This window comes from Verrucomicrobiia bacterium (assembly GCA_035495615.1).
Lineage (GTDB): Bacteria > Omnitrophota > Omnitrophia > Omnitrophales > Aquincolibacteriaceae > DATJFP01.
Genome location: DATJFP010000101.1, coordinates 1 through 13,223, shown reverse-complemented (window position 1 = coordinate 13,223; position 13,223 = coordinate 1). Strand labels below are relative to the sequence as shown.

Here is a 13,223-nt window from a genome sequence, read left to right as displayed (position 1 = left end):
GATGCGTACGAAATTTCGCAGGCATGGTCAAAGTTCGCGAACGCTTCGTTCATGATCACGCGTTCGGCTTCGTTGTCTTCCACGATAAGAACCCTCATGGCCATTCATCCTTCGGCATCGAAAAGTAAAAAGTGCTGCCCTCTCCGGGCTTGGAATCCACCCAGATGCGGCCGTTGTAAAATTCCACGATTTTCCTGCAGATCGCAAGTCCGATGCCGGTACCCTGCTGATGCGTGTTCAACCGCTGGAAGATGACGAAAATTTTTTCCCAATACTGGGGGTCGATGCCCGTGCCGTTGTCGCGGACGGAAAACAGCCATTCTTCCCGGCCCTGTGCTTTTTTCATCGCGCACGACAGATGGACCCGGGGCGGCGTTTCTCTCTTGAATTTGATCGCATTGCCGATCAGGTTCTGGAAAAGCTGCGTCATGTGCATCGGGTCCCCGAGAAGGCGCGGCAGGTTGTCCTGCGTCACGACCGCTTTCGACTCGTCGAGAAGCGCCTTCAGGTTCACCGCGGCCTGGCTCGCGGCCACATTCATGTCCACCCAATCGAGTTTTCTTTCGACGGCGCCGACACGCGAATAAGAAAGCAGATCGCTGACCAGCTGCTTGGCGCGAAGCGCGGCTTCGCTCAAATAGCGCAGCAGGTTCCGCGCGTCACTTTCGCCTTTGAGACGCGTCTCGATCATCTGGCAGAAGGTGACGACGGTGCGCAGGGGCTCCTGAAGGTCGTGGGACGCAACATAGGCGAACTGTTCCAGCTCCCTGTTTTTGCGGTCCAGCTCCTGGTTCGTACGCGTCAGGTTCTCGACGTATTGTTTCTGCTGCAGGATGAGATCGCGGACCTGGTATTGCTTCATGCGCGCGCGGATCGCGGCGCGCAGCGTGCTGACCAGCGTAATCAGGCGCAGCGGACGCTCGAGAAAGTTAATGTTGGCGCCGCCGAAATACCGGTAAGCTTCGGCGCTGGTCTGCTCGTTCGAACCCGCGCCGCCGAGAAGGATCATCGGGATGTCCGACCAAGCCTCCTGCTCCTCGAGTTTCTTCTGCAGAAGCGGCAAATGCGGCGAGGCGACGCCTTCTTCCGCCACGATGAGGACACCCGCCGGGCGCTTCAGCCGCGCGCAAAGCGAGTGAAGATCCGGGCATATCTCCGGAAAAAAACCGTGCCTCTGCAGGAGCTCGGAGGTAATGAGGGCATCGCCTCCGGTAGGAGCGAGGAGCAATACGGCCAGCTCTTCTTTCTCCGCCGGAGAAACTTCCGGCCCGCTGTTTACATCATCGATTTCTGACTGCCGACAAATGTTGGACATCCGGTCAAAACTCCCTGAAATTCGTTCAAAGGTTCTCCGAGCCTTAGGCCTTCCGCGCCGATCAGGTATTCACGGATCGTATTTTCATGCGCGCCCGTCCTTTTCTTGATGACGGAAATGGCTTTTTTAATCTGGCCCTGGAATTCAAAATAACGCAGCATGATCACCGCATCCGCGAGATATGTGATATCGGCCGGCGAGCTCATGCTTTCCATGACGCCGTGCTGGGCCATCACCAGAATGCTCGTGATGCCCCGCTGGCTGAGGAATGTCAGGGATTCATGGAGCTGCACCGCGAGGTATTTCTCGTCGGGCATGGCATTGAGGTAGCCGTTTACGCTGTCGACCACGAGAAGGCGGATGCCTTCTTTTTCCGAGGCCTGCCAGATCTGGGAGGAAAGCTCTCCCGGCGTCAGCTCCGCGGGGTCGACGTGCGTGAGATTGATGATGCCCTTGTCGATGTACTTCCTGAAATCCATGCCGATGGACGAGGTCCTGGCCAGAAAATTTTGCAGGGTCTCTTCGAAAAGGTAGACAAGGGACTTTTCACCGCGCCTCGCCGCTTCGTAAACGTATTGCGAGGCCAGCGTGGATTTGCCCGATCCCGCGGGCCCCATGAAAAGATTGCTCGTCCCGCGGTCGAGGCCGCCGCCCACGAGGGTGTCCATGGCCTTGATGCCGCTTTCCACCTGGCCGTGCTCATAAGTTTTTTCCGAATCTACCGCAACAAGTCTTGGATAGAGCTGGATGCCGCCGGTTTTGATCACATAATCATGGTAGCCTTCGCTGTATCTCAAGCCCCGCAGCTTATTGATCCGGAGCCTGCGGCGGACGGCGCCATAAGCGGGCGCCCACATTTCGAGGTTGATGATGCCGTGCACCAGTGTGTCCACCTGCAGGTCCGAAGAAGGGCCGTGCGGCTCATCCAGCATGAGCACCGTGGCGTTGCTTTGGAGAAAATAATGTTTGAGCGCGAGCATCTGCCTGCGGTAACGCAGCGGGCTTTGAGCCAAGTGACGCACTTCCGAAAGTGAATCGAAGACGATGCGCGTGGGCCGCACTTTTCCTATTTCGGCCATGAGGATTTGGGAAAGCTGGTTCAGTTCGATTTCCGCGGGATGGAAGACAGTGTTCTGGGCTTCGAGCTTTAGCTGCTCTTCGATCACGGAAAGTTCCAGAATGGAAAAAGAGTTCAGATCCCAGCCGTGCGTCTTACCGATGATCTCGAGCTCTTTTTTCGTTTCGGAAAGGGTGATGTAATAAACGCTTTCGCCGTTCCGCACGCCTTCCATCAAAAAATTGATGGCCAGCGTCGTCTTTCCTACGCCCGGCTCACCCTGCAGCAAATAAATATGGTTTTCCGGAAGGCCGCCTCTGAGAACATAGTCCAACCCTTCGATTCCGGTCTTAACTCTGCTTTCGGTCATGGTTTCTCCTTAGGTGGAAATGTTGAATTTTATCAAAATGATGCCCGGGGAATAATTCAGGAGATTTCCCTCTTTGCTGTCGGGGATTCGCTTACAATTAAGAATTTGGATTTTGACGTCCAAAGCCTTTAAAATAACGTTAACCCAGGAGGTGATCATGAAAGGCATCACGGGAATGACGGTCATTTTCTTTTTGATGCTTGTCTTTTTCGGATGGCCGGCTGTTTCTTATGCGCACGACCATACCGCACAGGAAATTCAGACGCTCAAGGACGGCGCCGCCGCGCTGCAGTCGACGAACCCGGAATTGAGCGGCCGGTTGAAAGAATTCGCGAACGCCGAGGCGAACGAACGGGGCGAGGAAGAAGAAGACGAAGAAGCGGACCAGAACGTCGCGCTTCTCAATGATGCCGCCGCGGCCCTGCAGGGATCGAACACGCAGCTTGCCGAGGCTCTCAAAGCCTATGCCGCCAAAGAATCCCAGGAGGAATCCTGATCTTTCGGTTCCGGCTTATCTTTTTTTTCGCGCTGCTTCTGGCGGTCCGCGGGAAGGCCTGTCCCGCGGAAGAAACCGCGCCCCCCGCTTCCGATACCGAAGCGGTCACGCTTCCCGGAATTCAAGGCGGCATCGGATTCGACGATCTTGTTTTTGCGGCGCAGCTCCAAAAACTCCTGGTGCCGGGCGGCCGCGCCGGCAGCCTTTATCTCGTCGATCCCGCGTCGCAGGAAGCCGCTTCGATCGGCGGCTTCAGCTCGCGGGACGCTTACACCGGCGGGCACGGACAAGGCATCACGTCGGCGGCGGAAGGCGGCTCGCTCCTTTTCGTCACGGACCGCACCACCCGGCTTCTGCACGTCATCGATCCTTCGCTGAAAAAAATCGTCTCTTCCGCCGCCCTCGCCGCCAATCCGGATTACGTCCGCTTCATCTCCTCCACGCATGAAATCTGGGTCACCGAGCCCGGGGAAGACCAGATCGAAATTTTCAGCCTTTCTCCCGGCCCAGCGGCCGCGCCCGTCCATTCCGGTTTTATTTCCGTGCCCGGCGGTCCGGAGGGCCTGCTCTACAGCGCCGAACGCGATCGCGCCTTCACCAATCTCTGGAAAGGAAAAACGGCCGCGATCGATGTTCATGCCCGCGAAATTTCGGGCGAGTGGACGAACGGCTGCCGCGCCTCGCGCTGTTTGGCTCTTGACGAAGCCTGGGGATTTTTAATGACGGGCTGCGCCGAAGGCAAAGCCACCGTGCTCGATCTGAATCAAAACGGAAAGCTGCTCGGAAGCGTGAGCGCGGGCGCGGGGCCGGATGTCATCAGCTACAACCCCGTCCTCAAGCATCTCTATTTGCCCGGAGGAAAAAGCGCCACGCTGGGCATCGTGGAAGTTTCGAAAGACGGGACGCTAAAGCTGATCCGCGAAATCAAAACCGCGGCGCATGCCCACTGCTCGGCGAGCGATTCGGAGGGCCATGTCTGGGTCTGCGATCCGGAAGGCGGCAGGCTTCTGCTGTATCATGACGCCGCTTCGGGAAATGTTTAGTGGGCTTCCGCGGCGGGAGGAGCGGCGGGTTCGGCCGCTTTGGCCGCCGCTGCGGCCGCGGCTTCTTCTTCGGCCTTTTTGATCGGACAAAATTTCAGGGAGGCGGAATTGACGCAGTAGCGTTTTCCGGTGGAAGTCGGACCGTCGTCGAAAACGTGGCCGAGATGGGCGCCGCAGACGGGGCAATAAATCTCGGTGCGCTTCATGCCGTCGCTTGTGTCGACGCGGTATGCCACGCTCTGAGCCCCGGCCGCTTTGTCGAAACTCGGCCAGCCCGAACCGGAATCAAATTTCGCTTTGGAATCAAACAGCTTGGCGCCGCAGGCCGCGCATTGATAGACGCCGTTCTCGTGATTGTGGACGTACTCTCCGGTGAAAGCCAGCTCCGTCCCCTTTTCCCGCATGACGCGGTACTGCTCCGGAGTCAGTTCTTTGCGCCACTGTTCGTCGCTTTTCTGGACCTTCACGGCAGGCTCACTGGCTGGGGCGGTTTCCGGGGCCGAAGGCTTTTTGCCCGCCGCCCAGCTCGATGCGGCCATGGCAAGTAAGATCAAGCCCAGCAACAGGATCTGTTTCTTTTGCATCGCTCTCCTCCCCGCTTTCCGTCCTGGGTAGGACGGAGAAAAGGCCGGTTTATTCACCGGCATCGCGGCCGTTTCAATTTTACTTTCGGCCGGCGCGGGGTTCAAGGCAAACAAAAAAAATAAGGGGGCAGCCCCCCCGGACTGCCCCCTTTGCAGCAAAGCAGATGGCTTCGCCCAGCGTTAACTCTTACTGACGTGCTGGTGCGCTTCGCGGGCCTTCGCGAAGACCTGCTCGAGCTGCTGTTTGTCGGTAACCGCGCCCTTTTGAACATCCGCCTGAAGCTTGTCGAGCGCCTGGATCGAGGTGTTGACTTCGTCTTTGCTCGTTCCCGTCGCCTTTGTGGCATCCATCTTCAGGATGGTGGACGCGGCGCGGATGTCTTTCACGGCAAGCACCTTGTTTGTTTGGAAGTTATCGCTCGCCGCCGTGAAATAGCTGTCCAGCGAAGCCTTGACCGGATGTCCCCCCGCGGCTGCGGAAGTCTCCGCCCAGGCGGGCGCCGTAAAAGCTAAAACCAGCATGGCTACTGCTACCGTTGCGTATTTCATGTTTCCCTCCTTGTGGGATCTGACGCTATGAAACCTTAAAATTTTTAATTCTTACTGCTTCGGCGCCGGAGAAGGGCTGGCCTCCGGAGACGGCTGATGCTTCGGATGCTTGTGATGCTGCTGCGGCGGCGGCGTATGATGATGCGGCTGCGCGCTGTGATGATGCTTGGGCTTAGGCGCTTCGGACGGCGACGGCGAAGGCTGAGGCTTTTCCGCCGCATAAGCGGTCATCGCGGCAAACATCACGAAAGTCAGGGCTAACAGAATTCGTTTCACGGTATTCTCCTTAGGGTTATTTTTTTTAAAAACCACGGCCTTCATGCGGCCTCCAAAACTTTCCGGACTTTGTCCAGCAGGACTTCGGCGCCCTGCGACTTGTCGAAATAATCATCCGCCCTTGCGATCCAGCGCTGCTGCTGGTTGACGGGATAAACGCTCGCGATGATGACCTTCAGCTTGTCGTTGTAGACATGCAGCACATCCCGCATGATGATGCCGTTGATGTCGGGCATGTTGATGTCCAGGAGGACGAGATCGGCCTCCTCGCGCAGGAGCAGCTCGGTCGCTTCTTCCGCGCTTTTCGCCGCGCTTACCCCGAACCCTTCCGAAACCAGCAGGTCCGAGTAAACGCGCCTGATGTTGGGGTCGTCATCAATGATCAGGATGTTCTTCATCGCGTTCCTCCTTCCGTTCCGTCTTCTGATGAAAGGATACGAAAACGCGGATGAGAGGAAGATTAGTTGAAGATTAGAAGTTTCTAATGTTCCGGAAGGCGGAGAAGGGTTACGGGCGCAGGAGAGGAAGGACGACGGTGAACGTGCTGCCCTGATGCACCCGGCTCTGGACGCGGATGTCCCCCTGATGCGCCCGGGCGATGGAAAGGGCGATGCTGAGGCCCAGCCCGTGGCCGGGCGCTTCGGGATTCACGGTCCTTTCCCGGTGGAAAAACTTGTCGAAAATGCGGGGCACGTCGCCTTCGGGAATGCCCGGGCCGGAATCGGTGACGTCGATCTCGACAAACGGTTCGCGGACACGCACGCGCAGCTCGACCTTTTCGTTGCTGCGGCTGAATTTCACGGCATTTTCAATCAGGTTCAGGAAAAGCCTGCGGAGATGCGTCGCGTCCGCGGAAACCCACAGCGGAATTTCCGGCGCCGCCAGGCTGACGCGGATGGCCTTCGGCTCGGCCAGGATGCGGGCGCTGTCGGCCAGCTCCCTCATGAATTCCCCCAGCTCCATCCGCTGGAACCGCAGCGACTGCGGATCGTAATCAAGCGTCGTCAGGAGCAGCATGTCGTCGATCACGCGGATCATGCGCAGCATCTCTCTGAGATTGTTCATGAGCACTTTTTTGTAATCTTCCGCGCCCCGCTCTTTGCGCAGCGCGACCTCCGCCTCCCCGCGCATCACCGCGAGCGGCGTCTTCAGCTCATGCGCCACGTGCGAGCTGAATTCGGAAATCGCCTTGAACGATTTTTCGAGCCGCGTGATCATTTGGTTGAAGGCGCCGACAAGCGCGACCATCTCGTCGTCGGCGACGCTTTGCTCGACGCGCGCCTCCAGGTCCTCGTGCGTGATTTTGTTCGCGATGTCGGTCACGCTTTTGACGGGATTCAGGATCTGGGAGGCAAAGATGTTTCCGAGAAAAATCGAGACGACCGTGAAAATCAGAGTGGCCAGCCCCACGAAAAGCGACCACTCGTCCAGCAGGCGGTCGATCGAAACCATGGGTGTGCTGATGAGCAGGCTGAAATTCGTGCCGAAGCGCGTCCGCACCGGGACGAGGATGGACCGGAAGCCGGCGATCGTCTGATACTGGATGACTTCCCGCCTTGCCTGCATGAATCTCTCGTTCCAGCTTTTGAGAAGGGGCTCCAGGTTCTCGACCGGACGCTGCTTGGGGCGGGACGCGGCAATGACGCTGCCGTACTGGTCGATGAGGCAGATGAAATCGTCGCCGAGGTTGTACCGGTCCACGACTTCGAACAGGCGCTTTTCCAGCGTGACCGTGGACTGCGGCGCCGAAACACCGGTCCTGAAATGGATGACTTTCCGCGACGCCTGCACGAAAGCGTCATGGTCGAGGGCGCTTTCCGCGTAAATGTTGATGACCGTGATCAGCTCCTGGGCTTTTTCGCGGAGCTCGCCGTCCAGGTTGCGGTAGAGAAGGTAACGGGCGGAAGAATAAAGCGTGATGCTGAAGAGCGTGAGGATGAGCCCGAGGATGATGACGTACAAGGCGCCGATCTTGAACCGGATCGAATTGAATTTGACCAAAGGCTCACCCTTTCAGGACGTAGCCGGACCCGCGGATCGTATGGATGAGGGGTTTTTTGGAATCCTTGTCGATCTTCGCGCGCAGGTAATTGATGTAAACGTCGATCACGTTCGTGAACGTGTCGAAACTCTCGTTCCACACGTGCTCGGAAATCATGGTCCGCGTCACCACGGCATTCGGATGGAGCATCAGGTACTCGAGCAGGCTGTATTCCTTGCTCGTCAGCTCGATCTTCCTGCCGCCGCGCAGGACCTCATGCGTCACCTGGTCCAGTTCGAGGTCCGCGATTTTCAGTTTAGCCGACTTGTCAAGCCGGGGACGCCGGAGAAGAGCGCCGATGCGCGCCAGCAGCTCTTCGAAAGCAAAAGGCTTGGCCAGATAATCGTCGGCCCCGGAATTCAGGCCCAGCACGCGGTCTTTGACCGCCGAACGCGAGGTCAGCATCAGGACCGGAAGCTCGATCTTTCTCGTGCGCAGTTCCCGGCAAATGCTGAGCCCGTCCACGCCCGGCAGCATGAGGTCCAGGATGATGAGGTCGTAGGGATTGATTTGCGCCATGGCCAGCGCCTTTTCCCCGTCTTCGGCCAGGTCCACGGCATAATGCTCTTCTTCCAGCCCCCGCTGGATAAAGCTCGCCAGTTTCTTTTCGTCTTCCACAAGCAGAATGCGCATGATCTCCCTTTAAAAAAAGGAATTCTACACCAACTTGCCGGGGAAAAGGAAACAGAGTGGAAACGGCGGAAAAAGGCCGCGGAAGAAAGCCGGAAATCCAGATCCCGCGAGGATTTCCGCATCAAAAGGAAAGGGTGGGCCGGGCCGGCGAACCGGCCCGGTTTGGTGGGAATCAAAAAGGTTTTAAGCGACGCGCTGTTCGTCCCATTCCGGAACCCAGTAGCGTTCCTGGTCATAATGGGCGCAGAGCTGTTCTTCGTAAGCGCGGTCGAGGTCGATGTCCACGCGGTATTCGGGGCCCTGCTCGATTTTCTCTCTCGTAAGATGGACGAGGACCTTGCCCGTGCCTCCGCCGCTTTGCACATCCGTGATCCACTGGCAGGCAAGGACTACTTTCTTGCCCTGCAGCCAGGCATGCGTGTCGATGGCCGCGTAACGGATCACCCAGCCGTGATCGTCCACCATGAAGGTGTCGAGGTGGCCGATCGGCCCGTCCAGCGCTTCGATGCGGGCGCCCCGCAGGTTCCGGATGCTGTGAAGCGCGGCGATCTCATCGCGGCCGTCTTCGTGCAGGAACGGCGAGATCGCGCCCAAAGCCGCGTTGAATTCATTTCCGAGGGGCGGGATGATGTCCATTTCCGCTTCTTCCCAATAAGGGTCCCACCCGTAATAGTCGTGCAGTTCTTTTTCCTGCCAGCGCGCAAGCGGCGCACAGCCCACTTCGGGACTGTTGGCAATCGTCTCTTTCGTGAAATTGACGGAAACAATCCCGGTGCGCGGACGCGGCTTGGAAAACGCCGCCGCCGATACCAGCACGCGCCGGCCCAGCAGCCAGTCTCCGGTCTGCACCACGAAATAGCGGAGCGTCCATTTCTCCGCGTCGAAATAAAAATCTTCCACCTTGCCCACTTCCCCATCCACCGCGAAAACGCGTGAACCCAGTAACCCTTTCAAGTCACGAATCATGTTCCGCTCCTTTGCCGCTCTGTTACGCGAGTTGGAAAGTCTTGGTGAAAACTGGCCCCATCTTAGGCAATCCGCCAAAACCTGCCATCGGGGCGAGGAAAGAATCACTTTCAGGGGAAATGGAAGCGGCGTTTCAGGGAATTCCCTATAAATGGCACTTCCAGAGGATTACGGGAGAGATGAACGTGCGGATAAAAAAGCGAAAGAATCTAGCGGGGACCTTCGTCGTCTCGGGCTTCGGAGCCGTCTTCCTCTTCTTCGCCCATCATGTCGCGGCCAAGCCCCGGATACCGGGTGGGACGCATGCCGATCTCGTCCCCGAAAGTGTCGTCGCCTTTGCGCTTGGTTCCTTTTTTTCCGGGTTCGGGATTCCCCGCTCCGGCTTCCATTTCCACGCCTTCGACTTCCGAGAACGAGCTTTCGCCCGGAGCGCCAGCGCCCATCACGGATTTCAAAGCGCGGGTTTCCTCCGCCCGCGCGGACGCGGCGTCTTCGGGTCCCGTGCGGTAGTCCACCATGTCTTCCTGCATCTCTTCGCCCGGGACATCGGAAAAGGAAGCTTTCGCGCCGCCGTCTTCTTCCGGCTTCAGCATCACGACCGGCGCGCCGTCTGCTTTCGCGGCAGGAGCCGGCGCTTTCGATTCCGCTGCGGATGCCGCGGGAGCAGCGTCCGGATCATAGTCCAATCCGTTCACCTCGGAAAAAGAAGCTGGCTCGCCAGGCTTGGCGGCGGAATCTTTCTGTTTGGCGGCGGCCATGCGGGAAGCGTGCGCGTCTTCCGCTCCGGTACGGTATTCGATCGCATCCGGCTGGACTTCCTGGCCCTGAGCGTCGGAAAACGAAGCCTTCATGCCGCTGTCCTGCGCTTTCGCAGCGGGATTCCCCGCGAAGGCAGTGCCCGGAAGAATCGAGATTAACCCCAGAAAAAGGAAGGAAAAGAGAAAGCGGGACAACACGTTCTAATTGAGTTCCTTGTTCATCGCCTTATCGAGCTTATTGGCCGCATTATCCACGAATTTGCTCACGCGCCCCTGCGTCTGCTCCGCCTCGTGCTGAACTTCAGTCACCGCCTTCTCGGTTTCGGTCGGCTTATTCTTGTCATAGAAATACATGGCCGCCGCGCCGATCGCGATGCCGATCACAATCCAGATCAATTTTTTCATGATGCCTTGCTCCGCTTTTTGGAAACCGTGGTTCCTGGGGAAAAACTCCCGCGCATACTATAGTAAGTCATCCGCTGCTTCAACGAAGGGTTTTCCGGGTCCAGGCCGTTCACCTGCAGAATCCAGCGGTTGAAATCCCCCGGCTCGAAACAGCGCCCTCCCACCCCTTGAAAGATGAGTCGGAAGCCGGGATTCAAAATATTTTTCAGCGCCAAAGCGCCCGCGGCCTGCAGCTTCCCTTCCAGCCGGATTTCCTTGTACATCCGCGGCGCGCCCTGCTTGGCATGCAGCGCGCCCGCCTCGGCCTGAAAAAAACTCCACTCCCCCGGCAATTCCAGAAGCACGGAGCCCGCCGGCTTCTTTTCTTTGAAGATCTTGATCTCCAGCGTCCGGTCTTTCCACTCCGCCTGCGCCGAAAACTCCCCGCTCAGCGTCTCCGGATCCGCTTCGGTATTCACAATCCCATGCGGCCCCGAAAAAACCTTCGCCCCCGCGAAATGCAGCTCCCGCATCCCCGAAATTTCATAAGCCGACGGCGCCTGATCAAACTGCGCCCACTCCCCAACATCCGCCTCGCACGCCGCGGCCCAAGCAATTCCCCCGAAGGCCATCGACGCGGCAAGAAGAAGCAAACTCCAATTTAACCTGTGTCTGATTTTCACAATGACGGATGGACTAAACTTGGATCGTTGGGAGAACGCGATCATCAAGTTCCTTTGACTGCGGTTGGTTGCAAGGCAGCGGAAATAATATAACTAAAAATGAATTGGGTGCCTAGGCAAAAGTGATGGATGCCCAGGCCTCGCGCACCTTATTGCACGACGGTTTGAAGCAGGGATTCGAGATGGCGCGCGATGGGCTGGGCGTGGAAGCTGTTGTAGATTTCGGCGGGCGGGGTCCAGCCGGTGGGGACGGTTTGGGCGTAGAGGTCGTGCAGCTTGTGAAGGCCGGCCAGGATGCTTTCGCGGTCGTCGGCGAGGCTGGCGACGCAGCCGGGAATTTTTTGCGCGAAGCGCTCGGCGGGACTGTTGGGCGGCGTGATGACCCAGATCGGCCGCCGGGCGCCGACGTACTCGATGAGTTTGGACGGACGGTACGTATTTTCCGGCGTCGCGGCATCGATGGAAAGAAGCACGTCGGCTTCTTTCATGAGCCGCAGGGCTTCCTCATACGAAACACGCGGAGAAAGGTGGAAATGATTCCTCCACTCGCCCCAGTCGGGATCTTCGGAAACGGGCTCGAGAGAGCCGACAAGATCGAAACGGAATGCCTTTGCTTTTTCCGGGAAAGCCGTCTTGAATTGCTGAAAGGTCTTAAACAGAAAGAAGGGCTGACGCCGGGCGTAAAAATTTCCCACGTGGCGGATGAGGATTTCGCCCGGCCGGGGCGCGCGCGCGGATTGCCGGGGATAATGGGCCGGATCAAAGGCCGGAGGGACGATGGCCGTCTTCTCCGGCGGTTTCGGGTAAAGCCCGAGAAAGGAATCCCGCAATTCTTCGTTGGGGAAAAGGAGAAGGTCGGCGTTTTCGAGGACTTGCCTTTCCGCGGCAGCCTGGTACGGAACGTCCAGGCGGGTCAACGGATAATAAGAACTCAGGGTCCAGGGATCGCTGAAGAAAGCCGCCCAGGGAAGCCCGGTTCTTTTTTTGATTTCCAATCCCGCCTGATGGTTCACGTCGTATTTCGAGACGGTGACCAGCACGGCATCCCGCGGCCTTCCCGCGGCTTCGAAGCTTTTGAAAAACCCGTCGAGAAGACGCGGCTTGATCTGGGAATCGCGGAAGGAAACAGGCGCGAGATAACGGAGGATGTTGCCGCCCAGCCGGCGCACTTTCTTGACCGCGCCGGAGCGCCGGATGACGGGACTTTTGCCCGGCCCGTAGAGTTCGCTTTGCGAGATGACGTGGAGCTTGTTCGCGGACGACAAGTACCGCATCCAATGCGCGAGCTGGATGCTGCGCGGGCCGACTGCGGGAAGAGTTTGGCGGACGACAAAAAAAATGTGCACGCGAGTGGTCAAGTCCTCAAAAAAAAGTTATTCCCCGCAATACGCTTTGTATCCTGAAGAAGTACGGCCGGCCTTGGAGCGGCCCGTAAGATCACAGTACTGAATGACCTGGGCGCAGTTCTTGGGATCGAGAGGGCCGGAAACGGGAAGAAAGGCCGGAGGCGGCTCGCCTTTCTGGCAATTCGCGATGAACGTGCCTTCGAGCGCTTTGCAGTAATAGCCGGGTTCCGCGCAGGTATTGTTGACGGCCGCCAGCGTCTCGGGCGCCGGAGCCTGCGCCGCCGTTTCCTCCGCGCTCCGCGCCGTCAGGGGCGAGAGCAAAACCAGAACGAAAATCCCCGCGAGAATCTTTTTCATCCGCAGTTGCCGCTCATCACGCTGTCGCCGTTCGGGGTCATGAAGTAACTGCAGTTGCCGTCGCTGCCGAGGCTGCCGCCCGCGGCATTGACGTTGTAGCCGGGCGCGCCGCCCTGCCCTGCTCCGGCCGCCGCCATGAGATTAAAAGTCGCGGGACCGCCTTCCAAACCGCCCATGCCCTGCGCGTTGAGCCAGTACCGGCCGGGAACGACGGCGCCGAAACGCTGCATCAGCTGGGTATACTCCAGGGCATGGATTTGCCTTCCATTGATGAAGACGCCCGTGTTGCTGTTGCCGGAAGCGTCCGCCTTGAGCGGGCCGCCGATCTGCATGCCGGGATAAATCTGGCCGTTGTACGGTCCGCC

The 13,223-nt window shown here is 58.4% G+C and carries 18 protein-coding genes; 2 read left to right on the top strand and 16 right to left on the bottom strand.

The window, feature by feature from the left end:
* Positions 1 to 94: 94 nt before the first annotated feature.
* The gene (locus tag VL688_13030; protein ID HTL48978.1) at positions 95 to 1,315 is read right to left on the bottom strand and encodes an ATP-binding protein; all 1,221 of its coding nucleotides are present in this window, start codon (positions 1,313 to 1,315) and stop codon (positions 95 to 97) included.
* Complete coding sequence (locus VL688_13025) at positions 1,276 to 2,742, bottom strand: ATPase domain-containing protein (GenBank protein HTL48977.1); 1,467 nt, start codon at positions 2,740 to 2,742, stop codon at positions 1,276 to 1,278. Before VL688_13025 ends, VL688_13030 begins: the two co-directional genes overlap by 40 nt.
* A 157-nt stretch (positions 2,743 to 2,899) precedes the next feature.
* Between VL688_13025 and VL688_13020 the strand changes: the two genes are divergently transcribed.
* Positions 2,900 to 3,238, top strand: a complete 339-nt coding sequence (locus VL688_13020; protein HTL48976.1) for a hypothetical protein — start codon at positions 2,900 to 2,902, stop codon at positions 3,236 to 3,238.
* Here VL688_13020 and VL688_13015 read toward each other — a convergent pair.
* The gene (locus VL688_13015; protein ID HTL48975.1) at positions 3,205 to 3,408 is read right to left on the bottom strand and encodes a hypothetical protein; all 204 of its coding nucleotides are present in this window, start codon (positions 3,406 to 3,408) and stop codon (positions 3,205 to 3,207) included. The genes VL688_13020 and VL688_13015 overlap by 34 nt on opposite strands.
* A gap of 9 nt (positions 3,409 to 3,417) precedes the next feature.
* Here VL688_13015 and VL688_13010 point away from each other — a divergent pair, with 9 nt between their 5' ends.
* The gene (locus VL688_13010) at positions 3,418 to 4,281 is read left to right on the top strand and encodes a hypothetical protein (protein ID HTL48974.1); all 864 of its coding nucleotides are present in this window, start codon (positions 3,418 to 3,420) and stop codon (positions 4,279 to 4,281) included.
* Here the strand turns inward: VL688_13010 and msrB are convergent.
* The 13 genes from msrB to VL688_12945 all read right to left on the bottom strand — a co-directional run.
* Entirely contained in the window at positions 4,278 to 4,865 is a 588-nt protein-coding gene (msrB, locus tag VL688_13005) for a peptide-methionine (R)-S-oxide reductase MsrB (protein ID HTL48973.1), read from the bottom strand. The genes VL688_13010 and msrB overlap by 4 nt on opposite strands.
* A gap of 180 nt (positions 4,866 to 5,045) precedes the next feature.
* Positions 5,046 to 5,414 carry a hypothetical protein gene (locus VL688_13000; GenBank protein ID HTL48972.1) on the bottom strand — a complete coding sequence of 123 codons (369 nt, stop codon included), beginning with the start codon at positions 5,412 to 5,414 and terminating at the stop codon, positions 5,046 to 5,048.
* 51 nt (positions 5,415 to 5,465) lie between these two features.
* A complete protein-coding gene (locus VL688_12995; GenBank protein ID HTL48971.1) occupies positions 5,466 to 5,690 on the bottom strand; it encodes a hypothetical protein in 225 nt (74 codons plus the stop codon).
* Positions 5,691 to 5,731: 41 nt separating this feature from the next.
* Complete coding sequence (locus VL688_12990) at positions 5,732 to 6,088, bottom strand: response regulator (GenBank protein HTL48970.1); 357 nt, start codon at positions 6,086 to 6,088, stop codon at positions 5,732 to 5,734.
* Between the two features lie 109 nt (positions 6,089 to 6,197).
* Positions 6,198 to 7,691 (bottom strand): ATP-binding protein, encoded by a 1,494-nt coding sequence (locus VL688_12985; protein ID HTL48969.1) that lies wholly within the window; start codon positions 7,689 to 7,691, stop codon positions 6,198 to 6,200.
* 4 nt (positions 7,692 to 7,695) lie between these two features.
* Entirely contained in the window at positions 7,696 to 8,364 is a 669-nt protein-coding gene (locus tag VL688_12980; protein ID HTL48968.1) for a response regulator transcription factor, read from the bottom strand.
* 183 nt (positions 8,365 to 8,547) lie between these two features.
* Positions 8,548 to 9,330, bottom strand: coding sequence for a PRC-barrel domain-containing protein (locus VL688_12975; protein ID HTL48967.1), 783 nt, complete (start codon positions 9,328 to 9,330; stop codon positions 8,548 to 8,550).
* Between the two features lie 209 nt (positions 9,331 to 9,539).
* Positions 9,540 to 10,181: a hypothetical protein gene (locus VL688_12970; GenBank protein HTL48966.1), complete on the bottom strand. Its 642-nt coding sequence runs from the start codon at positions 10,179 to 10,181 to the stop codon at positions 9,540 to 9,542.
* A 108-nt stretch (positions 10,182 to 10,289) separates the two neighbouring features.
* Positions 10,290 to 10,493 carry a YtxH domain-containing protein gene (locus tag VL688_12965; GenBank protein HTL48965.1) on the bottom strand — a complete coding sequence of 68 codons (204 nt, stop codon included), beginning with the start codon at positions 10,491 to 10,493 and terminating at the stop codon, positions 10,290 to 10,292.
* The gene (locus VL688_12960) at positions 10,490 to 10,951 is read right to left on the bottom strand and encodes a hypothetical protein (protein ID HTL48964.1); all 462 of its coding nucleotides are present in this window, start codon (positions 10,949 to 10,951) and stop codon (positions 10,490 to 10,492) included. The genes VL688_12965 and VL688_12960 overlap by 4 nt, the downstream gene beginning before the upstream one ends.
* A 353-nt stretch (positions 10,952 to 11,304) precedes the next feature.
* Positions 11,305 to 12,513, bottom strand: a complete 1,209-nt coding sequence (locus VL688_12955) for a hypothetical protein (protein ID HTL48963.1) — start codon at positions 12,511 to 12,513, stop codon at positions 11,305 to 11,307.
* 15 nt (positions 12,514 to 12,528) lie between these two features.
* Positions 12,529 to 12,858: a hypothetical protein gene (locus VL688_12950; protein HTL48962.1), complete on the bottom strand. Its 330-nt coding sequence runs from the start codon at positions 12,856 to 12,858 to the stop codon at positions 12,529 to 12,531.
* A partial coding sequence (locus VL688_12945) for a hypothetical protein (protein HTL48961.1) occupies positions 12,855 to 13,223 on the bottom strand: 369 nt, incomplete at its 5' end. The genes VL688_12950 and VL688_12945, both read right to left, overlap by 4 nt.

Bases quoted from the DNA above. Each gene is read 5' to 3' on its own strand.
- VL688_13030 (HTL48978.1), bottom strand. From the start codon at position 1,315: ATGTCCAACATTTGTCGGCAGTCAGAAATCGATGATGTAAACAGCGGG.
- VL688_13025 (HTL48977.1), bottom strand. From the start codon at position 2,742: ATGACCGAAAGCAGAGTTAAGACCGGAATCGAAGGGTTGGACTATGTT.
- VL688_13020 (HTL48976.1), top strand. From the start codon at position 2,900: ATGAAAGGCATCACGGGAATGACGGTCATTTTCTTTTTGATGCTTGTC.
- msrB (HTL48973.1), bottom strand. From the start codon at position 4,865: ATGCAAAAGAAACAGATCCTGTTGCTGGGCTTGATCTTACTTGCCATG.
- VL688_13000 (HTL48972.1), bottom strand. From the start codon at position 5,414: ATGAAATACGCAACGGTAGCAGTAGCCATGCTGGTTTTAGCTTTTACG.
- VL688_12990 (HTL48970.1), bottom strand. From the start codon at position 6,088: ATGAAGAACATCCTGATCATTGATGACGACCCCAACATCAGGCGCGTT.
- VL688_12980 (HTL48968.1), bottom strand. From the start codon at position 8,364: ATGCGCATTCTGCTTGTGGAAGACGAAAAGAAACTGGCGAGCTTTATC.
- VL688_12975 (HTL48967.1), bottom strand. From the start codon at position 9,330: ATGATTCGTGACTTGAAAGGGTTACTGGGTTCACGCGTTTTCGCGGTG.
- VL688_12970 (HTL48966.1), bottom strand. From the start codon at position 10,181: ATGAAGGCTTCGTTTTCCGACGCTCAGGGCCAGGAAGTCCAGCCGGAT.
- VL688_12965 (HTL48965.1), bottom strand. From the start codon at position 10,493: ATGAAAAAATTGATCTGGATTGTGATCGGCATCGCGATCGGCGCGGCG.
- VL688_12950 (HTL48962.1), bottom strand. From the start codon at position 12,858: ATGAAAAAGATTCTCGCGGGGATTTTCGTTCTGGTTTTGCTCTCGCCC.